Raw genomic sequence first — 24,237 nt, 5'->3', positions numbered from 1 at the left:
GAGGAATTAAGATCGAAAGTAGAAATCGAATAGCTAATTTTGGCTTCATAATATGCCTGTAACTCATTTTTTATTATCAACGCCTGATCATAGATATAGCTTCATACCCTCATCTTTTCATAAAGGCGCACTCTTTATTTTTTCTTTTGATTCAAACTTTAATTGCATTTTTTAAAAATCTCAGTAGAATTGACCCAGTATACATTGCCTTTCATAACACCTGTCCATCCGCTATTTGATGGATAGCTATATCTTTTGGAAAAGAAAAAATATTTATTGTCGGGTGACATATAAGGACAATAATAAACCCAGTTTTCATCTATAGTTTCACCAAGGTTAAAAACAGTAGGTCTCTGCCACTTGCCATTTTTTTTGAATGAAACTGCAAAGCCCCTTTCATCAGTATAGGTATTAGCCGTGATAAGGAAACTTTCATCTGGTGAAACATAAGTACCTCTTTCTCCTTTTTCAGAATTTACTTCTGCGCCAATATTTACTGGTGTATCAAACTTTCCATTTCCTAAGTATTGCGCACGATAAATATCTCTTCCTCCAAAACCACCAGGTCTATCAGATGTAAAGTATAAACTACCGTCTGAAACCACAACAGGGTATGATTCTGCATATTCCTGAGTTGATATAGGCTGTTCAACCTTAGTAGCTAATTGCCATTTCCCATCAACTTTTTGACTTTTATAAATATCAGGTTTAGATTTTTTCAACCGGTCCTCTGGACTTATCCCCAGAAAATACATTGTATTTCCATCTTGGCTGATGGAAGGATCAATGGCAACTGACTCTTTCTCGTGATCAGCAAACATTTGTAAAGGTTTTGGTGAACTCCAATGACCATCAATGAACTCAGAATGATGGATAACAAATTTCTTATTGATGATTCTTGTGAAAAATACTTCTGTAAAAGAAGTGTTAAACACTGTATTAATTTCAATACTGTCGGTGTTAACAATTGATGATGCAAATACTTTGGGAGTAGATGCAGGAGGTGCTTGATCTAAATACGATTGATTAGAATTAGTTTGCTTACAGCCAAGCAACATTAAATGAAGTCCAATTACGAGCAATAGGAAATGTTTTTTATTCATTTGGTGTTAAATTTGTTCTGAGGGATTACTGCAGGTTAAAAAGTAAGTATTGTTAATGTGAGCATACCATTCACATGCTCTATAGATGCATTTTCATTCCTTCGTGTGTGGTCTTAAATCCAAGAGATTCATAAAAACGTATGGCATCAGGTCGCTTTTTGTCTGTTGTTAGCTGTATCACATGGGCACCATTTTCTTTGGCTGTGAAAATAGCCCATTTCAACATCTTAGTACCCAGCCCAGTTCCTCTATAATTTTTATGGATACGTACTGCCTCCATCTGGGCTCGAATTCCGCCCTGATAAGTCAGATACTGTATGAATGAAAGCTGCATGGCACCAATGATCTCACCCTGCTCGTTCTCAACCACTATGAGTTTCTGATTGGAATCCCTATCAATCTTATGGAAAGCCTCAATGTATGAAGAGGGTAGTGGTAGCTGGTAATCTTCCCGGATGCTTCCGAGCTTGTCATCAGCTAGCATTGCTACAATTAGTGGTAAATCAATCTCTTTTGCTTTTCTGATCATCATTTGAGCTCTATTATTGAAGTCTGTTTTATAAATAATACTATTTCGATGTGGATAAATTCCGTAGCCCAAAGAGCATAGTGCATGTGCCGTATTTTAGGTGGTTATTCTTTTTTGTAGACACCCCTATAATCACCTTGGTCAAAAATCAATTGGTTCCCATCATCCGAAAAAGTAAACGAGATTGATTCTGCATAAAGTTGTTCTAAAACAAACCTATTATTGCCCCAATAAACTAATGGTGCTTTGAATTCATTTTTTATGAAATTGACTAAAACATTGTTGTCTTGAATGAAAACACATTGATCTTCAGGGTCATTTTCAGAAATATAAACTCCTACAAACTGTGCAACTTCTTCTTCAGAAATGGTGACTTCCTGTTTTCCCAAATAGGCTTTCAAGATTTCAGAATATACTTCCTCAATAGGCATGGATGATGCATTTGAGCTTATAGTTAAGGCTACATCAAGATCCATAAAGTAAATGCTATTGGCTGTAAAACCATCGATATTTCCACCATGCCCATACCCAGACTGATCATGTATATGGTATCTGAAAATACCCATACCATGATTGCGAATAATAGTGGTCATTTTCTCTATCGATGCTGAAGAAATTAATTGACCATTCATCAAACTTCTAAAAAAGATGTTTAGATCTGAAGGAGTTGAAAGTAGTGAGCCACTACCCTTAGCGATGGATAAATGAGTTTCAGGGAATAATTTCCATTCTCCATTTTCTGAAGTGTATGAGAAGCTTTCGTTATGATCTGAATGAGTGGTTTTACCCACATAGGTATCTTGAAGCCCAAGCGGTTTGATGATGTTTTTTTCTAATAAGTTTTCGTAGCGATCGTCATAAATGAGCTCAAGCAGTTGTGCAAGTAAAAAGTAATTGGAGTTACTGTACTCGGTATTTTCACCTGGCTCAAAATTTCTATCAAGACTGCTTATCACATTCATTAAATCTTTTGTAGATTGATTTTGAGTGCGATTATCCCAAAAATACTGGTCTTTAGTATAACTCATAATTCCACTTTGATGGTGCAATAAGTGAGCTATAGTGATTTTGTATCCATCTAATAATGTCGGAAAGAAACTATCAATTGTTTGATCAAGTTGAATTTTGCCATCTTCAATTGCTTTAAAGATAAGGACAGCAGTAAAGACTTTTGTAATAGAGGCTATTCTGTATTTTGTGTTTTTATTCGCTTTTATCTCACCTTCAAGGTCGCTGTAACCTATCGCATTGGAATAGACAACTTCACCATTCTTTGAGAGAGATACACTTCCCATGAATACCTGATCCTTTGCAAGATTCGTCAAAAAACTGTCTATTTCAACCGCGTAGTTATTTATTGATTGCGTTTCTGCTTTCTGAGGCTTGTCGTTTTCTTTGCAAGAAAACACCAGAGCAAGTGTTACCAGAATTAATATTTTGTTATTCATTTTTTTGAATTGTTTTTACTTTGAAACTCTAATTGTGCTTTTATAGGCTGGAATTCTATCCAATAAATATTTCCCTTGTTTTCATCACCTCTATGGAAAAACAGGTACTTCTGATCGGGAGAAACACTCGGGCACATTTCAGTTAGAGGGGTATTTACTTGAGGTCCCATATTCAATGCTTTCGTCCAGTGACCCTTTCGGTTGAAACTGATGTATAAGTCACTGCCACCTTGACCTGAGTCACGTTTTGCATCGTAGATGAGGTAGCTTTCATCAGGTGCTATATAAGAATGGGCTATATATTTGCCCTCAAAGTTGATGGCACTTCCCATTCTTTCAATTGGCTGATACTTTCCTTCTTGATTGATAGACTGATAGATTACCCAGTCTTCAGGTTTGTCGCCTTTTTCTCCGGTAGTGAAGAAGAGATTTCCCTTTTCTGAAGAAGTTAAGTACATGATTACTGACTTATCAATGAATGGGCTTTCTAATGGAACCGGATTACTCCATCCGTTTAGACTCCTCACACTATACCATTGGTGCAGTCCATTAGATGTAGAGGAATCTGGCAGAGGTCGGGTACTTCCAAAAAAGAGTCGCGTTCCCTGAGGGTTGATTTGTGGCTCAAAGTCCCATCCAGATTTAGCCTTAAAAAACACAGGTTTCGGATCTGTCCAATGACCTTCCACCAGTTGCATCGTCATAATCTCATTGTTCGAGTCAGGCTGCCTTCTGGTCCAAAATACTTCGTCCATTGCTGGTGTGAAAGTGATCGCAAACTCAAAGGCATCTGTTGAGATTTTTCCTTCACCAAAAACTACTGCCTCATCATAGGCAGGTGACTGACTAAGCGAAATTAATCTCGACTTTTTTGTAATATGATTAGAACACCAAATAACAATCAATCCGACTGTTAAGAATATAGTAGTTCGAGTAGACAGTCTCGTATTTTTAAGCAGGTTTGTAGATCTCATTTTATTTCAAAAATCAAGTTTATAAGGCTGCTATAAGAACCTATTTGAGGTTATGTACTTTTATGCGGAATGGTTTTAAACCCAGATAAAACAGCATCCCCAGCAAGGTTCCACAATATTGATTGGTTTGATATTCATTTACTTGGCAAACATCATTTAGATTCAATTCCTGTTTCAACTAACTACTGAGCACTATAAGTGCTACATTGAATTAGCCAAGGAGCTTGGTGATAGCAGAGCATTGGTGACAATGATTTTAGGTGGAGTTATTTTTTTGTGAATTATTTTATTCATGTTAATAACCAGCCAATTCAAAAATCTCAGTCGGACTTAATTCACTCAAGGCTAATATACTTTTGCTTGATTTCTCCATTGCTTTTCTGATTATATAATTGCCTGTTCTATAGCCAATGTAGCTTCTACCATCAGGGTGTATTCCCGATACCCATGTCATATAATCGGCTTCTTTTGGCAGTTGTAGGATTTCATCTACCCAAGCATCGGTAACATCGGCATGAGAGTTCACCACTTCTGACTCTCCCGTATATTCTTCAGCAAAAACTACCGCCAATCCTTCATTTATTGCTGCGATATCTATACTCTGGTCAAATTCATTTTGCTCAATAGACCAGCCTCGTTGAACATGATGTAATTCGTGCCATAGCAAGCTCTTTAAACCATCTTGCCCAGCTTTAACTACCCCTCCAGGATATTGACTTGAAAGATCAACTTGAATTAACGCGTTCATCTTATGCCTTAAAGTCATCCCCGAGACACCTTTGACTATATCCAGATTGTGATCTACTATATTAACTTTATACATAATGGTATCTGGAAGCTTTGTTAATACCATACTCACCTGATTTGTATGTTGAGTTAGTGCTTTTTCTATCACACTTTTCTCTTCTAGTGTTAGTGTTGTATCTGAGGTATATGTAAAAAGAACCGTTTTAACTTCTAGTAATTTTTCTGAGCTATTTGGGTTTAATTGAACATCTATTCCAATAACTAAAAATGAAATAATAATTGATGTTATAGCCGTGAATGTGTTCATTAAGTGCCTTAGATTCATGATATTGAGTTTATGGGTGTAGTTTTTCGTTCGAATTAAAATTGTACGTTTTAATTAATTTATAGCTATCACTCAACTCTTGATAATCGGATAATTGAGTAGTTGAAATGACTAAATACTCTACTTTTCGACCGACATTCTGGAACGCCCCAAAAAGACCAGGCCAACGATTAAGATCATTGCGTCTCTATAGAGTCGGCCTGTTTCTTTAATACATTCCATCGATTTATTACCCCAATTAGCTATGACTATGTCCGTGTGTAGTTGATGTTAGATGCTTTCTGATACGGCTTGATTCCAAACACCCGTATCTAAGGTCTTTTGCACATATTCTTCAAAAGAAGTGGCTCTGCGGCCTAGCACTCTTTTGACATCATTAGACACTGCCTGATTGTCAGGGTTTCCAAGCACCTCTTTAAATAGATAGCCAAAGAGCCATACATAAGAATCCGGAAGGCCTGCAGCTTTCATTCCTGCTTTGAACTCTTCGATAGAGATAGGGATGTATTGGATGTTTCTTCCAATGGCTTGCTCCATTATTTTTACTATCTGGCCAAAGGTTAGTTTTTTGGGGCCGGTCACGGTGATGGTTTCACCATTGTAGGAATCGTCTACCAGCACCTTCGTCACTACTTCAGCGATATCGTCTGCATCTACAAATGGAATCTCTGCCTCTGGCATAGGTAGCGCTACTTGTCCCGCCAAGACGAAATCAAGAAAAGCTCCTTCGCTAAAATTCTGGTTAAACCATGATGCCCTTACCAGAGTATAGTTAAGCCCCGAATTCGCCACGATTTCTTCACAGGCTTCTGCTACCGTTTCTCCCTTTCCAGATAGCAGCACAACTTTTTCTACACCTTCTTTCAAAGCTGCCTCGGTTAATGCTGTGATGGCTTCTTTGGCGCCCGGAACTGCCAGATCAGGATAATAAACGATGTAGGCACGATCCATTCCTTTAAGGGCAGGCGCAAAAGTGGAGTAGTCTTCCCAATCAAATGCAGGAGTGCCTTTCCTTGACCCTACGGTTACATGGTGGCCTAATTCAGAGAGGCCTTTTACTACTCGGTGACCAGTCTTACCGGTTCCTCCGATTACTAAGATATTGTCTTTCATTTTTATTATTTTGAGTTTAAATCTTTGCTCAAAGCTGCTTCTCTAATTCATGCAGCTTTTTGAGTTTGCTTTTTTTGATGGTGTTCTTAATAAGTCCTATGAACCAAGGGACACCATAGCCATTCTTTGCGAGGTGCTGCCCTCCAAATTGGTAAATTGCGTGGTTGCCTTTGATACCGTGTCCGTCTAGCAATCGGTTGTAGAAATTGAATAGACAGCCGACTAGAATGGCTTCATGCAGCGCATCTTCTGACCAGCCTGCTGCTATTACTTTTTCCACATCGGCTTTGGTGAGTTTGCTTGCGGTCAGGGTTAATTTTTTCAGGTAATGAAAGACCGGCTTTAGTGATTCGTTAATAGGTGCTGAATCGACATCTTCAATCAGCTGTTCTATTACCTGAGGACTGATACCGAATTGCTCAGCTACGGCTTTATGAGAGCCGTGGCAAAATGCACAAGCATTGAGCCCTGAAACATAAGCAGCCATTATTTCGCGCTCTGCTTCGGTAAAAGAGGATTTACCTCTCATGATTTCCTGTGACGCTTTATCCATAGGGCCGAGCCTTGGACGATCATTGAAGGTGATATCTGTTATATCGGAGTTTTCGTTGAGATAACTAAAAAAGGCCATTTGATTTGTGATTTAAGGATTATATTCTTTTACATGAACAAAGAGCGCTACTACCGACAGAAGGAATGAGACTACTGCAAATACTGTCCGAATTAGATGAAGCTTGTTCCAGTTGGTTTCGTAGAACTGTCTGAATTGTGCTATCTGTGAGGCGTTCATTTCTGCAATTTTGAGAACATCTAATTGATCATTGAGTGGTACATTGCCAAGCCCTGTCACTAGTATCGTTCCTGCCATATAGGATATAGCAGAGGAGAGCATAAGTCCGAACACGACTTTGTTAGAATGAAACTCATAAATACTGGCAATGCTTAGCAAAATCACACTGCCAAAGAATACAGTAAAGAATGCTGGGTTGAGAATTGCCCTGTTGATAGACTGCATAGTTTCTAGGTAGGGTTGATTCCCTATTAGCTTAGTTCCTGGAATTACCGAAACCGACCAGGCGAATAACAAGCCTGCTGAAAGGCCAGTCAGGATTACTGCTCCCAACAAGACCATTGCTTTTAGTGAATTTTCCATATTTATAGTATGTTTTCAGTGAACAGCCATTTTTTCAGCTTGATGAATTCTTCATTGGTCAATTGGATCTCGTTTCCTTTAGGCATTCTCCGTTCGATAAAGACCATCTGATAGATTTTTTTTGCCCTTCTGGATATGTTCTTTTCATTAAAGACCATGAAAGGGTTCTGTTTGCGATGGCAGACATTACATTTCGTATCAAGAATCTTAAATGCTTCTTTTTTTAGCTTTTCGTCCTTTAAAGGTAGCTCGCCATGATTCTTATGGATATCTGTTTGGGTATTAAAAGCGCTAATCACAATCAGCGCTGCTGTTATTACTCCTAGCCATGATGTTTTAATGAATCTTGCTTTCATTTTAATCGTAATTGATTACGAGTGTAAAATTGAAAGTAAGGGAGGGGGTATGCTTGACATTTTGAGCCAAAGCTTTGATACTTTACGCCAAAATGGAGGTGTGAATTAGTTTTTCCGAAATTCGACAGGAGAAAGGCCCTTCCATCGCTTGAATGCACGGTTAAAAGCACTTTGCTCTGAAAAACCAGTTTCGAATGCAATTTCAGCTATACTTCTCGATGATTTTTTCAGCAGATTTGTAGCAACGCTTTCCTGAATCTTTTTAATTAGATCGCGGTAAGAGACTCCAGCTTCAGTTAATCTTCGTGTCAACGTACGATTGCTCATGCCCATATGTTCGGCAATGTGATGAATGCTAGGGATGCCGCTAGGGAGTGCGTCTGTTATCAGCTTCTCTACATCAAAAACCAGTTTATTACCCGCAACCTCAAGTTTATTGGTTTCTTCTTCGACTCGCTCAACGAGAAAACGATTGATACTTGCATCTGCCTTAGCTGTACGGGTTTCCAGGTCAGAAGTCTTGTAAGTAATTGCGTAATGCTGTTGATTAAAAAGTATTGTGCATTTGAATGCTTCTTCATAAGTGCTGAGATCGCTGGGAGGGTTATGCTTAAAAGAAACCTCAATGGGCGAAATATTCGTTTCTGTCATGTCTCTTAATACAACCACAGCAGCAGAAAGGGTAGCTTCATTAGAAAGCTCTAAACCTCTTCGATGTGGCTCGCGTAGTAAGTAAATAGTTGAAATATTTGATTTTTTATCAACTTTAAAAACGTAAGTATTGGAGAGTAATTTGAAATAGCGCTCACTTCTATCGAAAATCTCACCTGCCCAGGAACAGGTCCGCCATGAGAGCCCCAGAACACCATAATCTTCAATTTTCATTTGTTGGCCTACTCTAACCGAGAAACCAGGCCCTAGCCTTTCATCGATCATCTCATGGAGTTTAAAAAACTCATCAGCTGGTACAGCTTGAATGTTGTCAATATCAGACATCGGTGTTGGAAGTTTAATGAAATCATTTCTGGTCATGCCTTCAGCGATAGCATGATTAATCACTTTACGATATAGATTGATTGAAATGTATTTCACCTTTTTAGTTACTATGCAAAATATCTAATGAAGTTGACTTTTTCATTATCGCTAACGTTTTACATATGGCTTGTGGCGCCTGCCTGCCCGCAAGGCAGGGTTTCGAAGCACTTTCCTGCCTGCCCTTCCGTAGCTCTGTGGAGGCGGGTCCACAGAATCCAAAGCTGGCTAAGAATCCAGAACCTTGCTGACAGCCGTTCTCTCGCCATAAGTTATATGCTTTGTTGGCAACTGCCTTTATTTATGTCATTAAAAATATCAGATCCGCAACCAACAAGACCTGAAGTACAAAAACTAATATGCCAATATTCTTTTTATATAGATAAGCCACTAAAATCGAAATAATTGTCAGCAATGGAAGTACAAGTCCTGATAAGATTCTTAAAGAATAAAAAGAATTGTTTTCAGATGAAAGCAATCTATACCAATTTACTTCTTTAAATATTCGAGAAACCGAGTATTCGATTTTTTCATGATCCTGAACTAATTGTGCAAAATTTTCTGCAACCGAAAATTGATGCTCACTCGTGATTACTTTATATGAATAGTGATAGTTTCTGGCCGCATTGAAATATTGCTGTCGTTCTCTTTTAACATCTATGATTTCATCGTTTACCACTCTTCCCGGTAAAATAAAATCAAATAAGATTACCAAAGCAGCCAAAACGAATGTTGTATATAAAGATAAACGCAATTTATGTTGATGGTCATTCATTTTTTAACTTGGATAAGAAATGAAAAACTCGCTTTGACGCATTCTTCTGTGTTGCCATATCTCCATCTTCTGTGCCACCAAAACCAAAATCATAACTTTTTCCATCAATCATCATTTTCCGTGTCTAATTGATGAAGGATTGCTGGAGTTACCTGAAATTAAATGACCAGCATCGTACTTGGCTATGATTAGGCGCTCTTCATTCTATGCCTGGCTTACGCCGCGATTCAGAAATGCGTTTGCATTTTAGCGGTGGAAACATCGCTGATCATAGCAGATTACAGATATTAATGTCGTGATAAAATCCTTTGCAGTCAAGGCGCTGAATTATAGCTGTTGTTGTAGGTCGTTCACTTCAACTGTACTGCTATGTTCGCCGAGTCGTATCTGTTAATCAGTCAATTAATAAAAAGTCCGACTTCTATTTATTTCCAATCAACTGCGTGATTCTATAGCCTTTGCCATTTTTTTGAATGATATAAGTTGCTCTTCGTTCTTTAATTCCCATGATTTCACCTGTTGTCAGGTACCTGGTGTAGTTTAGGGTAATAGTAATTTTACTATCTGAATGGTCCTCAAATCTCTCCCATTTATTTCTTTTTGAATAACCATAACCTTGGTTTCTCAATGATTTAAATGTTTCGACTAAAAAGTTTTCAAGATTTGCGGAAGCATTGAATACTGTCGTAGAATCCCCATCTATAATAGAAAAAGGAACATCATAAACATTGTCCATAATATATTTCACATCACCTCTCGACCATGCCTGGACATAACCATCAATAAATCTTTCAATCTTTTTAGGAACAACTATTTCTACAGATTCACTTGCTTGAGCAAATAAAGAATGGGATAACATTGAGATCAAGAGTGATAATAAATGTATTTTTTTCATAAGACAAATTTCAACGGTCAATCTTAAATTGTCATAACGTTATTTTCCATACAGGATAAATTTGGCGAATGGCCTACGGATTGGGCTATGCCCAGGGACCGTTTTTAGGGTTGAATACTGTTAATAAACGAAAAAGTAAACAAGGAGAAAAATGGCGAACCGGGGCAGGAGTGTGGGACTTGGGTATAGCCATTGTTGGCATTAGTTTTTAATATTTCGGTCATAGAAGCTTGTGAACTTTTCAATCAAACCATCCAGGTTTTCTCTATCAAATTCTCCAAATCCTAAAGTCATGATATGTCCACTAACATATTTAGAAAATATTGAATTGAAGTATTCTATGTATGTGTGTGCATGTCCGTAATCTTTTAATTCACTATTAATCATTCTCGACCAATGAGGTTCATCTTTACTTTGATATGTTAAGTATGGAAATACAAACGGGACGTATTTCGCGTAGTGTGGATTTCTTTCAGGGTCGAGATCATTATTTGGCCATACCCTATAATTATCCTTTAAGTTTAATTCTTCGGATTTAATCACAGTTGCCGATTTATCGCGAGCAATTTCTCCTATGAATTTTCCATTGTCATGAAAGGCTACTTTAAACCAAGCTAAATCCCAAGCAGTTGCTCCTTTATGGTTTACTAAATTGTAAGGATGAAATATAGAGTCTATGGCTACAAACCCTTTATTTCCAGCTGTATTTTGAACAATTTCTTTGACCGCATTTGTGTCAGAAATAGTTTGTTGTGGATTTCCATTTATAAATCCATAGATATAATTATGGTCCCAATTTGAAGGAGTTTCAAAAGCCTTTTTATGTTTATTCTCCTCTATTGTTGGTTCTGACTTTTTCTTTTTAAATATATTAAACATTCCTCAACGTTCTGCTTTTCGTAATTAATGCCAACTAGTTATATGCGTACCTGAATATATCAATAACCCCATAATTTTCCCGGGATAAGAGGAAAATTTGATGGATTTGAGTGTTCTTTATTCGGGAGGGATTCGAGCTGCTCACGGACCAGTTCGTCCAGAGGGTTGGGCAGGTTTTGGATCTTGTGCGTACTGATGTGTGTATAGATCATCGTCGTTTCCGGCCGCCGGTGGCCCAGCATCGCCTGAATATAACGGATATCCACCCCCAGCTCGAGCATATGCGTCGCATACGAGTTCCGAAGCGTATGCGGCGTGACCCGCTTAGAGATGCCGGCCGTTGTGCAGGACCTTTTCAATATCTTCCGGATACTCGATGCACTGTGTCTTTGGCTGCACGGACCTTCACAAAATTCTATCCCGTACTCTTAAGTCCGCCCGACAACGCATTTACCAGCAGTAATAAGTGAATCAGGTATTTTTCGCCCTCTTCCTTGTTTGTATCACGGATGCTTCGCCATTTCGTTAGATAATCGATCTGTATGCCATGAAGCACCTTCAGGGCCTCGCTTCTCAGGCGGACGTTCTCCAGCTTTGAAACACGTCGTTCTTCGACCGGCTTCTGCATAATTCCTTCAATAATGTTATGACATATTTCAAAGTCAGTCACGATTAAATTCATTAGTTCCTGCCGAGCCTGTGGATCCGGGTATAATTCGGCAAACCGCTCCATGATTTCCCTGTCGGCATCCAGCAGGTTCGATTCCACCTGAATGAGAAAATATTTCAGGAAGGGCCACTCTGCAGCCAAATTCTTCAAAAGTTCAAACTCGTCAGGATATTCCTTCATGAATTCCTCCAGCGCCCTGCCCATACCGAACCAACCGGTAAGATTGAACCGGGCCTGACTCCAGCTGAATACCCATGGAATCGATCGCAGATCTTCCAGGGAGCGCTTTCCGGTACGCCTTGCCGGCCGGGAGCCGATCTTGCTTTGCTCCAAAACATCAATGGGAGTGGCAGCAGCGTAGAATTCAATGAATTTCGGATGATCCAGCAATTTTCGATAAGCCTTTCTGGAAAGAGCAACCAAATGATCCATCGCCTCATACCGTTTGTCATTCCTTGTATTCGTTCCCTGTACCATGGCTTGCCGGGCAGTCCCGGCTACAAACATCTCCAGGTTATAGGTGGCGGTCAGGCGGTTAGCAAACTGGTTGGCAATGGTTTCTCCCTGAACGGTTATTTTTATATCCCCGCTCACTGAACCGGGAGGCATGCTGTCCAGGAACCGGTGAATTTTTCCGCCGCCCCGACTGATCGTTCCGCCACGACCATGAAAAAAGCATAACTTAACTCCCAGTTTTCCCGCAGCTTTTGTCAGGTTCTCCTCCGCCTTGTAAATATTCCACCGACTGGCTAAAATTCCTCCGTCCTTATTGCTATCGCTGTAACCCAGCATAACCTCCTGGGTGAAGTTTTCATCAGACTGTCGCCTGCTTTCGACAACGGGATGACTTAAATAAGCGGTTAAAATATCCGGACCGGCCACCAGGTCGTCGATGGTTTCCAGCAGCGGAACCACGGGTAATTTTGTATCTCCCAGTCCGACCTCGCGCAATAGCAGGTGGACCAACAAAAGGTCACTCACACTGCGTGTCATGCTCACAATAACCGACCCGATTCCCGCTGTTCCAAATTGATCGATATATGCCTTCACCTCACGCAGATAGCCAAGTACGTTGTCAGCCTCCAGTCCGCATGACGTTCCCGTCACGAGGAATGGACGGTTGCTTTTTAGCTCCTGGTTCAGAAATGCCAGCCTTTCTTCTTCGTTCCAGTTGCCATAATCAGATTTTTCAAATCCGGAAGCAGCCAGGATCTGACTGATCGCTTTCTCGTGGTATGCGCTGTTCTGCCGGATATCCAGTTTCGCCAGATGAAATCCAAAGCATTGCAACGTCCGCTCGACCGGGAAGAGGTACTCTCTTGCGACCCGTTCCGAATTCAGTGTAATTAGCAGCTCACGTAATTTTCTCAATTCAGATCCGAGATCATTGGCTGTTGGGAAATATCCCTTCTCACCAAGAGAAAGATCACCGGCAATTGTTCTGTCAAGCCGGAGCAGAAGTAAATTTAAAAACTGGCGCAGAGGTTCAAATACATTGCGATCCTTTGCCTGCTGTCCCGCTTCGCCAAATAATTGCGCTACTTCATCAATCTCATCGAGAAACTCCCTGGGAACATCAATGCGATAGCTAGAGAAACTGAGCTTGCCCGCAAGATCAAACAGTTGCGCGCGAATCATCTTCAATGCGGCCTCGCGATGTAAACGTAGCGTGCCTGCCGTGAATTCCGCAGTTACAAATGGATGTCCGTCGCGGTCTCCGCCAACCCAGCTGCCAAACTGCACCAGCGGATAGTCTTCGGGCCATCGCAATAGTTCAGGGGAAAACCCCATGGTTTTCCATGCATCCTGCAAGCGCAGGTCTGTCAGCCGAACCGCTTCCGGGAACACATTTTTGAAATAGTGCATCAGGTTATTCCGTTCGTCTTCCAACCGGGGTTTTTCAAGATAGATCTCACCTGTCAGCCACCATCGTTCCAGCAGTGTCATGATTTCCTGCTTGAGTCCGGATCGTTCAGAGTCGGACCAGTTGGGATTTTCCTTTTTTACAAGCAACAGGTATAGTTCACGGTGGATATCAATGACGGTCAGACGCTTGGCTTCGGTAGGGTGGGCAGTAAGTACAGGTACCGCCCTTATCGTCCGGAGTTTTTGCGCCATGTCTTCTTCATTCAATCCGGCAGTTTTCCATTGATGCAGGGTTTCACCCCAGGACCCCCGTGTCGAGGCAATCCCGAATTGCGTTTCGGTTTTTCTTCGGTACTGTGTTGCCGCATTTTCTTCAACAAGATTCAGAAGCTCAAAACAGATTCCAATGGCCTGCTTTAGCTTTTCATCAGATGGTCCGTTAATATGCGACCCCCGTTGATCTCCAAATGGCAGCGCTTCTGCCAGTCCCGGTTCTCCGATAGACGTAAGCATTTCCCTGAACAGGGATACCAGGTACTGGAAGTCAGTATTTATTTTTTCAAGTCCTTTCTTTTGAAGTAGTTCCTGGGTCATCTGGTACGGGGTTTCTGCGGTCGTTGGATTTACAACAAATAAACATAATAAAATAGAAATCGATTTGCGACAATACTGCTTTCATCAAGTGAATGAAAAGTGATGAATGCTGTATTAGGGAATTAAACTGGAATGTAGTTCCGCTCAGCCCTGGTTCACTGACGCTCCGGGTTCCCATTTCATAAACCAAAATTTGATGTTTTCCGCTGTATTCTCCCAGTAATGGTATGTCTTAAAACCAAGTCGTTCATATACCTGCTGATTTCTGGCAACAGCAGTTTCCAAATAAATGGGGAGATTTTTCCTTCTGGCTTCATTGAAAATGGCATTTTTTAGTTCAAATCCTGCATTTTTTCCGCCCGGTAAAACCCCAAGAAACCAGAAATACAGATACTCTCCCGATGCTGGCCGAATCTTTTTTCGGTATGATTCACGCTTCAGGATTTTAGGTATCGATCTGAAATCAAAGGAATGGAAAACAAATATTAGTTGGTGGAGGATTTCCGTCAGTGAGAATTTCGTTTCATTAAATTGATAGCAAACTGCCACCCCCTTTTCATTGGAGGAGATATATACACCATTTCTCACCAATCCTTTCATAAAAACATAACTGGCAAGGCTTTTCATCATCCTCGCATGGTTGCCGCCCTTCTTAAACATCCAGTTTACACCAGGATTTTCAGCGAAGGATTTGGAGATGATATCTACTACTTTCGCCTGATCAGATTTAGTTGCCTTTCTCATTTATCCCGTTGGCTTGCCTTCAGTAATATGGGATCTTTTGCAAATCCACCCCATTGCTTTTATGATTCAAATGTCCGCCATAGTACCAAAATAAGTCCGACAATAAAAATTGTTGTGAAGATGACCTTGTTGTGCTTTGCCAGCCAGTTGGGGAGGAATATATCGAAATTGTCCTTGTCTGAATCGGAATACTTCCGCGCGATGAGGGTGAGCGGACAAAACATCCGAAAAACCAATAATGTAAGACCTTCACCAACGATCAGCCCAATTGCTATCCAGGTGTACACTGATACCTGATCAGTAGCCCCGCTGTAAACGATATAGAAGATTACACTTACAAAGAACACCCAAATCAGGGTATGAATCACTTTGATGAAAAGGAGCTTGTCGGACGGTTTCATAACATCACAAACTATCTTACAATTCAAATCCGGTCCCCAACTCTGCAACCCTGAATCCAGCCTCAAGCACTGCTTTGCGGGCATCGCTTTCTGCATCGATGACAGGGTTGGTGTGATTGAAATGGATGAAATAAACCTTGGCCTTGTCGGAAGCCGACAGGTTCTTCAATGTCTCCATACTTTCAAAAATAAAAGGGTGGGGGATTTCAGATACATCCCTGTAACTGATTTCCTCTGCGTCATAAAATGATCCGTCTATAAAGGCGTAATCAACTTCTTTGATCACTTCCGAAATATCCTTTTCCCACTTATGCCATTTGTCAATATCAGGAATAAAAAGCGCGCTCTTATTCGGACCGGTTATCCTGAACCCCACGGTTTCTGAATATTCATCCCGGTGAGGGACGAGGAACGGTGTTACCGACAGTCCCTCTCCAAGTTCAACCGGTACATCGTGATTTATCGGAATGAGTTTGATATTGTTCAGGGAGACAAGCTGACCCCAGGGTCCGTTTGACTCGAGGAATTCCTTCATTGAAGGCATTGTGTAGACGGGAACATTGTTGCTGTTCAGTGCCTCTCTGCCCAGGTACATCAGTCCTGTGTAATGCCCTATGTGCGCATGGGTGAGAAATATTCCATCTGCCGTTTTCCCATCGCCATAGGGTGCTTCCTCGTTAAGCCTGTGCAATTGCCGGGTCATATCCGGCGTTGCCTCAAACAGATATCGTTTTTCTGCTACCGGATCTATGAGCCCGAGTGAAACAACCATCCTGTCCGGATCTGGTTCGGTAAATAATCCGGAACAGCATTCCCGGTCGCAGCCGATATGGGGCGATCCGCCGTCCTGAATGGTGCCCAGGATGATCAGGTAGGGGACAGGCGGCTTTTGTGCCACCTGTCCGCATGCTGATTGCACAAACCCTGCAAGCAAACAAGCCAGCAGGATACATGCGGATGTATTCAATTTTTTGATATTTACTGACGGTCGCATCAGGAGTTTACTTCTCCGGGATCAGGACTTCAAGCTCAATTTCGATCATAAATTCCGGCAGCGCCAGTTCTCGTACGCCGAGCCATGATCCGGTAGGAAAATGATTTTTATAGATCTCATTTCGATATGCCGAAAATTCAAGGAATTGCGGCATGTTCGTTGTGAAAACATTTTCCACGACTACATCATCGAAGGTGCATCCAAAATGAGCAAGCACTTTTTCAAGGTCGCTGTAGCAGTTCTTCATCTGCTGCTCCAGGTCACCCACTGCTGTTGGATTTCCCTGGTCATCCATGCTCACCGCACCAGAAACCTTTACTTCCCGACCGATTTTTACAGCATGGGAATATCCATAGGCTTTTTCGACATCCGGGCGAAGCAGAAAGTACTCGGCTGTTTCGGCGGGCACTTCAATTTTTTCCTCAACTACTTCCTTTACCTGTTCCGATTGCTGGCAACCTGCCAGTGTGCTCATTGAAAATAATACTGCAAGCATCAGGCGTGCGTGTGAAGATTTAATATTCATAGTTCATTGATTGTTTAATTGCCTACTCTGATCGGTTTTCGGCTTTCCCGTCCTTTTATAATTCGAGCGTTTCGTACTGAAGGTATTCGAATCGTTCTTTTAGTATTGATCTGAGATCTTCCGGATCAGGATAAACCACCCTGGCAATCTTTTTCACCAGTCCGCGTGCATGCTTATTTTCATCATGGGTATGGACGACTTTCCTGGCCCCCAGTTCATTGACCAACCGGATGGCATTTTCCTTTCCGGGGTTGACGGCTCCACCGAGGAATGCCGGAAGCTTGAAGAGGGAGAAGCTTGTAATAAGCAGTTCAACTTCATAATCACGTAGCTGGCGCAGCTGCTTTGGGTTAAGGGTAAAACCATGTGGAAAATAAACCACTACTTTTTTCCCCTTCCGAATAACAATGCCGTTATAGATCGGATCAAGTTTTCTGCCGGGATCAAGATAGGCCAGTTCCACATCGCCAATTTCAAGCCATTCATCCGTGCCCAATTCCTGCAGGACCTCGATACGATTTCCGGCGGTTTCTTTTTCAACACGCTTGCGGGCCGACGGGGTTGTACAGACAGGCACCTTTTCCATGGCTTTCAGTGTATTTCCATGACAATGATCCGAATAGGACTGGGAAACGATAATGGCATCGTAATTTCCGATCTCCCCGATGGGTACCGGAGGAGTGGCATGCCATTGTTCATTGAACCAGCTGAAGCCATCCACTTCAGAGCCAATCAGCCATGGGTCAAGAATGAGCACGGTGTCATCCCATTTTATCCACCAGCTGGTATCCATATTTAATCGTTTAACCTGTAGCAAAGATCCGTATTCTTTAAAGTATATTTTAGATATGTCAGGTACGCAAACGTACCTCAGCAATGGTTTCCTGTAAAGCTGCTCCACCTCCCATGTCGGTCAGGCGATCAGAAGTAAGCGCATTGGCACTTCTGCCGCCATCCATCAGTGAAGGCCAGAACCCCTGAGGCAGGCAAGCCACACCCCTGGCCACCCGGTCTGAAATCTTTGCCGTAAGCAGCACCCGCCCCTGATCATTAAAGACCTCAACAGCACTTCCATCAGAAATGCCCCGTGCTTCGGCATCATCGGGATGAAGGTCGAGCTGTGCACCTCCTTCCTTTTTTCTCAGGTGGTCAACATTCGCATGGCTTGTATTCAGGAAATTTTTGGTTGACTTGATGGTAAGAATTTTCAGGGGGTACTTTTGAAGCTGTTCCGGAGTATGGATCACAGGAGTATAAACCGGAAGCGTGGCCATGCCCAAATCCTCGAGGGATTTACTGTAAAATTCGATCTTCCCGGACGGTGTGTTGAAATTGCCATTTTCAAACGGCATCCAGCCCTCCGGGATATTAAGCCGGGCCCAGCCCGTTTTTCGAAGGGAATCGAAGGTGATCCCTTCCATGTACGGATGATCACTGCGAACTGTAGCTTTCAGGATGTCCAGGTCTGATTCAAAAAGGTAATCTTCTGAAAAACCCATTTCATTGGCCAGCAGCCTGAAAAACTCCGTATTCGGTTTGCTCTCACCCAGCGGCGGTATCACAGGTTCGTTGATGTTGAGATACGTTTGACCCCAGGAACTCAGCAAATCCCAGTGTTCCAGCTGGGTTGTGGCAGGAAAAATATAATCTGCAAACCGGGCCGTATCGGTGACGAAATGTTCAAGGACAACCGTGAAAAGATCCTCGCGCTGCAAACCCGTCATTATACTGTTTTGATCGGGAGCGATCACCGCCGGGTTTGAATTGTATACAAACAGGACCCGTATTGGATTTTCCGTATCATTTAATGCACGGCCGATCTGTACCATATTAATGACCCGGGTATCAGGATTTGAAAGTTGTTCAGCGACCGAAAGCTTTTCCCAATTGAGGGCCTGACCGAAAAATTCATACGTCATATGCATGAATCCACCACCCCGGTTTTTCCAGGCGCCGGTAAGGGCCGGCAGCATGGAAACGGCCCTGAAGGCATTTGCTCCGTTTGCCTGATGTTCCATACCAATCAGCATTCGAATCAGTGATGGTTGGGCATTAGCATATTCGCGCGCAAATTCCCGGATCAGTTCAGGTTCGAGCCCGGTAATCCCGGAGGCTTTTTCAGGCGAATACTGCTGGATATAGTCTTTTAATTCATTGAATCCGATAGTATGTGTGTCGATATAGCCCTGATCTGCCAGTCCCTCCTCAATGATTACCTGCATCATACTGAGGGCGAGTACCACATCGGTTCCCGGCAGCGGTTGAATGTGCTGGTCTGCAACGGCTGCGGTGGCCGATTTAAACGGGTCGACTACAATGATCTTTGCGCCCTCTGCGCGTGCCTTTTCAGCCAGCGGCCAGACATGCTGATTTGATAATACCGGATTTGTTCCCCAGAAAATGATGAACCGGCTGTAAATGATATCCTCCGGAAGCACCCCGGATGTTTGTCCGTACACAGATGTAACGCCCGCTACTGCCGCATCTCCGCAAATCGTCCCATCCAGTTTACTGGCTCCCAACGTGGCGAAAAACCTTCCGCCAATGGAATTCCGTTGAATGAGACCTTCCGTGCCTGCGTAGCAATAGGGGAGAACGGATTCTCCTCCGTGCTCACCGATAGTCTGTTTCAGCCTGTTCGCAACATCGGCAATGGCGGTTTCCCAGCTGACCGGCTCAAACTTGCCTTCACCCTTGGCCCCAACCCTTTTCAGAGGAGTGAGAATCCGATCCGGGTGAAAAGTGACATCCATGGGAAACTTGTCCATCTTTGAACAAAGTTTTCCAGCAGTGAATGGGTTGGTTTTACTCGGACCGAATTCGGTGATTTTACCCTGATCCGCAGTCACTGTCCAGCTGCAGGTATCCGGACAGTCATGGTAACAGGCTCCATGTGCTGTTTTTGCTCCTGCCTCCGTTACCGTACAGGAAAGGGTACTGATGAGCGAGGCGCTCAGGCCCTGCGAAAGCGTAAGTCCCGTATAGCCCTGGATGCCTTTATTCAGGAATTTTCTTCGCGTTAAGCCTTTAAATTCTGGTTTTTTGTCGGGGTCGGTCATGCGGTTGGTTGATTGCTAATCAATATATGGCAAGAAATTGCGATTCGCAAGCACGAAGACCGACTCTTAATTCGCATTAATAATATCAAAGCGCGTTTTAAGCAAAAAGCAAATTGAACTGGTCAATAACTATTAAATCCAGTTAGAGGGTATAATAGAAATGGCGGACGCGCTCTTCAGCTGTAGGGCCAGTGAGACGGTAGAAATCGAGAGCATAGTCATCGGGTTCATCCGCCTGTACAAAAACTTCCTCATATCCCAGTTCCCTGCAAGTTGAGCGAACCGCATCAACGAGTTTCCGTCCAATGCCCATGCGCTGAAAATCGACCTTCACAGCCAGATCGTAAATATAGGCCAGGGGCTTTTCTGAATAATACTGATCGAGTGTGTAAACGGTCAGCCCCCCTAAGACTGCATTTGACTTTATGGCTACAAATGCCATGAAACCCTCTTTCTTCAACAAGGATTCCAGGTAATCTGAGGGAGGACGCACAAAACTTTTCATTTCAAACACCTCTGCGAATGTGTCGATGAGCTGAATAAATAAATTCAGGTCATCCGGCTGAAGCTTCCTGATCTCAGTTCCTTCCATGATCGGCTAGTGGTCTTTCGGGATACCGGTTTGATGCCCGTCCAGGCTAACGGTATTTTTTTCCTGCCAGTAATCCCGGATTCCTTCTTCTCCTTTTTGTTCCGCCCAGTCCCTCAGGATCGTACGGTCCGCCTGAAAATCCATTAACGGTACTGCAAAACCACAGGACGACTGCACCAGGTCAACCTCCATTTCAAAGACCTGCCGTTTGCCAGGAATATCCGGAAAATGCTTCATCAGTTTTTGAAACCTGCTATCTCCGCTATGAAGGGTTATGGCATTGCCATAAAGCCGTAGTATCTGCGGTTTGCCTTCAAATGCACAGAACATAAGGGTCATGCGCGAACTTTCCTGCAGGTGGGTGGCAGTTTCGTTCCCGCTGCCGGTAAGGTTGAGCCAGATCACCTTATTCGGTCCCAATACTCGAAGTGAATCCATTCCCTTGGGAGAAATATTCACACGCCCTTCTGTCATCGCGGTACCCACGAAGAAAATATGTTGTTTTTCAATGAAGTCCTGCAACTCTGGTGTAATGGATTCAGATCGTTTTCCCATGGAAATGTTGTTTCTTTTTGTAAACGATTATGAAGGGGATTTGGTTGATGCAAAATCCTGACCATGACACCCCAAACCCCCTGACTAAGGGGAAAATACATACCTCTGCGGACATCTGAAACCAATTTGGAATTGAATTTAAAATGGGTTTAGATCGTCCTCTTCTTTTTCGTCTACCATTTCTATTTTGGCCGGTTCTTCGTCATCCTTTTTTTTGATCGGCAGGAGGGGGACCGGGCCGACGATCCCAATACCAAAGCATCCCAGTATGATCAACAGGATGAGCGCGATCCGTCTGAGGATCACTTTAATTTTTTTCATACGTATGGTTGTAAAAGGCTGATTGCCTTGTGATGAAATTCCTGATTATACCTGGTTATGGATTAGCCCAGGGGAACCTCATCATTGGATGGGATGATGAAAAAATGGCTGTGAAGAAGGGCAAATAAAGGGGGATCGAAGGCCCTCAGCAATTTCAACCGTACCAGTACGGAATGGGTCTCAATGTCAGACAGACCGCAAATAACATCATTTCCGCCAGATGGAATTGATGTCGCAGGGTTTAGAAAATGAAAAGTACGTTTTAATTGCTGCTGAGGTGTTCTTTCAACCACCTCTGTCCTGAACTTATTAAAATCAGTCCGTGCGTTCACCGGTGCCATGGTGATGGTCGCCAGCAATGAAAAGATCAGCAGAAATAAGAAACGCTTTTTCATTATACTAAATGTACAAAATCCTGATGAAATTACTGTCTACCTGCCTGCCGGTTTACCTGCCGGAGCCAATGCGGAGGTAGGCAGCAGGCTGACTACTGACTACTGACTACTGACTACTGACTACTGACTACTGACTACTGACTACTGACTACTAAAGTCTCTGCTTCCCACACCTTTTTCTCCGGTAAGTGCATCTCCCAGTTCATGACGAATTGAATCGGCCAGGTGATTAATCTTTTGAACGATATCGGGATAGTCATTGGCCACATTCATGGTTTCTGAAGGATCGTTCTCCAGGTCATAAAGGGACACCTCTTCCAACTTGATGTAGTCGTAGGGTGCTGGTAATCCGCCCGATCCACCTGGTCTTCCGCCTAGCGTTCTGTAAATATGCGGGAAGTACATTTTCCAATTGCCGTACCGAACTCCATGGAGCTGATTCACATGGTAGTAAAAGAAGTACGCCGGTTGTGGACTTACATCGGTTTCGCCGGTAAGCACCGGCCAGACATTTTTCCCGTCGATCGGTAATTCCGGCAATGAAGCGCCTGTAAGTTCTGCTACCGTAGGCATGATATCAATGGCCATCACAGGAGTTGAAATTATTTTTCCTGGCGGAAGTTTGCCGGGGAACCGGGCGATAAACGGTTCCCGGTGACCACCCTCGAAAGCAGTTCCCTTACCTTCCCTGAACGGACCGGCCGAGCCCGCATGGTCGCCGTAGGAAAGCCACGGACCGTTATCGGAAGTAAAGATCACCAGCGTATTGTTGGCCAGGCCATTTCGTTCCAGCGCGTCCAGGATCTCACCCACCGACCAGTCGATCTCCATGATCACATCACCATACAGGCCGCGATCTGATTTTCCCTTGAATTTATCTGATACGAACAGGGGGACATGGGGCTGTGGATGCGCCACGTACAGGAAGAAAGGCTGGTCTTTATTTTTGTCTATAAATTCGACGCTTCTTTCTGTGATCGCGGTGGTAAGAAACGACTGGTCCTCCAGTGTGTCGATAATCTGATTGTCCTCATATAGGGGAAGCGGACTGAAGTTAAATGATTCCTGCTGTGGATGATACGGCCACATGTCATTGGAGTATGGGATGCCAAAAAAATCATCAAACCCCTCGGATAGTGGCAAATTTTCCGGAGCGTCACCCAGGTGCCACTTGCCATAGACCGCTGTTGCATACCCTTGTCTTTCAAGCATTTCAGCCATGGTTGTTTCTTCCTCACGAAGACCCTTCTTTGCCTGGGGCATAAACGCCTGGTGGATTCCCACCCTGTTTGGATAGCAGCCGGTAAGCAGGGCCGCGCGCGAGGCAGAACAAACCGCCTGTGCTGCGTAAAAGGATGTCAGCCGAACTCCTTCGGTTGCCATTCTGTCAAGATTCGGTGTTTCTATTTGTTTGCTGCCAAATACGCCAACGTCCTCGTACCCCTGATCATCGGTAAAAATGATTACAATGTTCGGGGGAGGGCCTTCTTCCGGATTGGAGCAGGAAAATGAGATTAGAATAACGAGTAAAATCAGCGCGCGTATCACATTGGCAAAATACGGTCTGGGTTCTTACCGATCAATTATTCCGAAGATTTTCAAGCATCTGACGGTACTCACTATTGTCGGGGTACCGGGCAATGAGCTGGTTTACGTATTTTTCTGCCTTGTCAATCTTGTTCTTTCGCTGCGCTTTAAGTGCCCTGTCGATCAGCTTTCCGTCGTCAAGCGCCTGGTTTCCTGAATCCATGGCATTTATCACAGCCAGGGCGTCCTTTGCCACAGGGCCAACGCCGTTGATGGTGAATGAAAGCTTGATCCGAATACGTTCCGAATTGCTCGTGGAACAGGCATACCAGCTGCCTTGCGTCGACATGATAGCATTGATAATGGCATCCTCGATGTTGTCGCCCATCTTTGTTTCGAACTCAAAATCAAAGGGCATTTCAGTATCACAGTTGATGCCAAATGTGAAAATGGATGTTCCGATGGTTCCATTAATCCGTGCATCCCTCGGGTAGTAGAGCTTGTTGGTTACAAAAAGCCTGAACGCGTCAACGCCCCCCTTGAAGGAATTATTCAGGGCAGATCTCCCGGCTTGTCCGAATACCAGCGAGGGAGTTATTAAAATCAGAATGACCGCGAATTTTAGGGTTTTCATATTGAAGTATTGTCTCAAAAATTATTCCAT

Annotated in this window: 27 protein-coding genes; all 27 read right to left on the bottom strand. The window is 43.1% G+C overall.

Annotated features, from left to right (window positions below; translation table 11 throughout):
* Nucleotides 1–158: 158 nt before the first annotated feature.
* Entirely contained in the window at nt 159–1,103 is a 945-nt protein-coding gene (locus LDX50_RS14975) for a TolB-like translocation protein (protein ID WP_225698110.1), read from the bottom strand.
* A gap of 79 nt (nt 1,104–1,182) precedes the next feature.
* Complete coding sequence (locus tag LDX50_RS14970; RefSeq protein ID WP_225698109.1) at nt 1,183–1,635, bottom strand: GNAT family N-acetyltransferase; 453 nt, start codon at nt 1,633–1,635, stop codon at nt 1,183–1,185.
* 101 nt (nt 1,636–1,736) lie between these two features.
* Nucleotides 1,737–3,080, bottom strand: a complete 1,344-nt coding sequence (locus tag LDX50_RS14965; protein ID WP_225698108.1) for a serine hydrolase domain-containing protein — start codon at nt 3,078–3,080, stop codon at nt 1,737–1,739.
* On the bottom strand, nt 3,077–4,054 hold the full coding sequence (locus LDX50_RS14960) for a TolB family protein (RefSeq protein WP_225698107.1): 978 nt from the start codon (nt 4,052–4,054) through the stop codon (nt 3,077–3,079). The genes LDX50_RS14965 and LDX50_RS14960 overlap by 4 nt, the downstream gene beginning before the upstream one ends.
* A gap of 295 nt (nt 4,055–4,349) precedes the next feature.
* On the bottom strand, nt 4,350–5,108 hold the full coding sequence (locus LDX50_RS14955; RefSeq protein WP_225698106.1) for a DUF2268 domain-containing putative Zn-dependent protease: 759 nt from the start codon (nt 5,106–5,108) through the stop codon (nt 4,350–4,352).
* Between the two features lie 288 nt (nt 5,109–5,396).
* Nucleotides 5,397–6,239, bottom strand: coding sequence for an NmrA family NAD(P)-binding protein (locus LDX50_RS14950; protein ID WP_225698105.1), 843 nt, complete (start codon nt 6,237–6,239; stop codon nt 5,397–5,399).
* Nucleotides 6,240–6,267: 28 nt separating this feature from the next.
* Complete coding sequence (locus tag LDX50_RS14945; protein ID WP_225698104.1) at nt 6,268–6,870, bottom strand: carboxymuconolactone decarboxylase family protein; 603 nt, start codon at nt 6,868–6,870, stop codon at nt 6,268–6,270.
* A 12-nt stretch (nt 6,871–6,882) separates the two neighbouring features.
* Nucleotides 6,883–7,392: an anthrone oxygenase family protein gene (locus LDX50_RS14940; protein ID WP_225698103.1), complete on the bottom strand. Its 510-nt coding sequence runs from the start codon at nt 7,390–7,392 to the stop codon at nt 6,883–6,885.
* A gap of 2 nt (nt 7,393–7,394) precedes the next feature.
* On the bottom strand, nt 7,395–7,748 hold the full coding sequence (locus tag LDX50_RS14935; RefSeq protein ID WP_225698102.1) for a hypothetical protein: 354 nt from the start codon (nt 7,746–7,748) through the stop codon (nt 7,395–7,397).
* 105 nt (nt 7,749–7,853) lie between these two features.
* A complete protein-coding gene (locus tag LDX50_RS14930) occupies nt 7,854–8,840 on the bottom strand; it encodes an AraC family transcriptional regulator (RefSeq protein ID WP_225698101.1) in 987 nt (328 codons plus the stop codon).
* Between the two features lie 241 nt (nt 8,841–9,081).
* Nucleotides 9,082–9,555 carry a hypothetical protein gene (locus tag LDX50_RS14925; RefSeq protein ID WP_225698100.1) on the bottom strand — a complete coding sequence of 158 codons (474 nt, stop codon included), beginning with the start codon at nt 9,553–9,555 and terminating at the stop codon, nt 9,082–9,084.
* 421 nt (nt 9,556–9,976) lie between these two features.
* Complete coding sequence (locus LDX50_RS14920; RefSeq protein WP_225698099.1) at nt 9,977–10,450, bottom strand: hypothetical protein; 474 nt, start codon at nt 10,448–10,450, stop codon at nt 9,977–9,979.
* 201 nt (nt 10,451–10,651) lie between these two features.
* A complete protein-coding gene (locus LDX50_RS14915) occupies nt 10,652–11,329 on the bottom strand; it encodes a hypothetical protein (protein WP_225698098.1) in 678 nt (225 codons plus the stop codon).
* 59 nt (nt 11,330–11,388) lie between these two features.
* On the bottom strand, nt 11,389–11,748 hold the full coding sequence (locus LDX50_RS14910; RefSeq protein ID WP_225698752.1) for a tyrosine-type recombinase/integrase: 360 nt from the start codon (nt 11,746–11,748) through the stop codon (nt 11,389–11,391).
* The gene (locus LDX50_RS14905; RefSeq protein ID WP_225698097.1) at nt 11,745–14,459 is read right to left on the bottom strand and encodes a phosphoenolpyruvate carboxylase; all 2,715 of its coding nucleotides are present in this window, start codon (nt 14,457–14,459) and stop codon (nt 11,745–11,747) included. The genes LDX50_RS14910 and LDX50_RS14905 overlap by 4 nt, the downstream gene beginning before the upstream one ends.
* 144 nt (nt 14,460–14,603) lie before the next feature.
* Nucleotides 14,604–15,203 carry a GNAT family protein gene (locus LDX50_RS14900; protein ID WP_225698096.1) on the bottom strand — a complete coding sequence of 200 codons (600 nt, stop codon included), beginning with the start codon at nt 15,201–15,203 and terminating at the stop codon, nt 14,604–14,606.
* A gap of 59 nt (nt 15,204–15,262) precedes the next feature.
* Nucleotides 15,263–15,604, bottom strand: a complete 342-nt coding sequence (locus LDX50_RS14895; RefSeq protein WP_225698095.1) for a hypothetical protein — start codon at nt 15,602–15,604, stop codon at nt 15,263–15,265.
* A 16-nt stretch (nt 15,605–15,620) separates the two neighbouring features.
* Complete coding sequence (locus tag LDX50_RS14890; protein WP_225698094.1) at nt 15,621–16,571, bottom strand: MBL fold metallo-hydrolase; 951 nt, start codon at nt 16,569–16,571, stop codon at nt 15,621–15,623.
* 34 nt (nt 16,572–16,605) lie between these two features.
* On the bottom strand, nt 16,606–17,124 hold the full coding sequence (locus LDX50_RS14885) for a RidA family protein (RefSeq protein ID WP_225698093.1): 519 nt from the start codon (nt 17,122–17,124) through the stop codon (nt 16,606–16,608).
* A 55-nt stretch (nt 17,125–17,179) separates the two neighbouring features.
* Entirely contained in the window at nt 17,180–17,917 is a 738-nt protein-coding gene (locus LDX50_RS14880) for an MBL fold metallo-hydrolase (protein WP_225698092.1), read from the bottom strand.
* Nucleotides 17,918–17,975: 58 nt separating this feature from the next.
* Complete coding sequence (locus LDX50_RS30945; protein WP_275951757.1) at nt 17,976–20,183, bottom strand: molybdopterin-containing oxidoreductase family protein; 2,208 nt, start codon at nt 20,181–20,183, stop codon at nt 17,976–17,978.
* Nucleotides 20,184–20,325: 142 nt separating this feature from the next.
* Nucleotides 20,326–20,775, bottom strand: a complete 450-nt coding sequence (locus LDX50_RS14865) for a GNAT family N-acetyltransferase (protein WP_225698091.1) — start codon at nt 20,773–20,775, stop codon at nt 20,326–20,328.
* Nucleotides 20,776–20,781: 6 nt separating this feature from the next.
* Nucleotides 20,782–21,330 (bottom strand): pyridoxamine 5'-phosphate oxidase family protein, encoded by a 549-nt coding sequence (locus LDX50_RS14860; protein ID WP_225698090.1) that lies wholly within the window; start codon nt 21,328–21,330, stop codon nt 20,782–20,784.
* Nucleotides 21,331–21,468: 138 nt separating this feature from the next.
* Nucleotides 21,469–21,651: a hypothetical protein gene (locus tag LDX50_RS14855; protein WP_225698089.1), complete on the bottom strand. Its 183-nt coding sequence runs from the start codon at nt 21,649–21,651 to the stop codon at nt 21,469–21,471.
* Between the two features lie 62 nt (nt 21,652–21,713).
* Entirely contained in the window at nt 21,714–22,046 is a 333-nt protein-coding gene (locus tag LDX50_RS14850; RefSeq protein WP_225698088.1) for a hypothetical protein, read from the bottom strand.
* 141 nt (nt 22,047–22,187) lie between these two features.
* Nucleotides 22,188–23,594: a sulfatase family protein gene (locus tag LDX50_RS14845; RefSeq protein ID WP_225698087.1), complete on the bottom strand. Its 1,407-nt coding sequence runs from the start codon at nt 23,592–23,594 to the stop codon at nt 22,188–22,190.
* A gap of 31 nt (nt 23,595–23,625) precedes the next feature.
* On the bottom strand, nt 23,626–24,207 hold the full coding sequence (locus tag LDX50_RS14840) for a tetratricopeptide repeat protein (protein ID WP_225698086.1): 582 nt from the start codon (nt 24,205–24,207) through the stop codon (nt 23,626–23,628).
* Nucleotides 24,208–24,237 lie beyond the last annotated feature (30 nt).

The organism is Fulvivirga sedimenti (genome assembly GCF_020328055.1).
The sequence above is the reverse complement of the archived record's forward strand: the minus strand, read 5'-3'. Positions and strand labels throughout refer to the sequence as shown.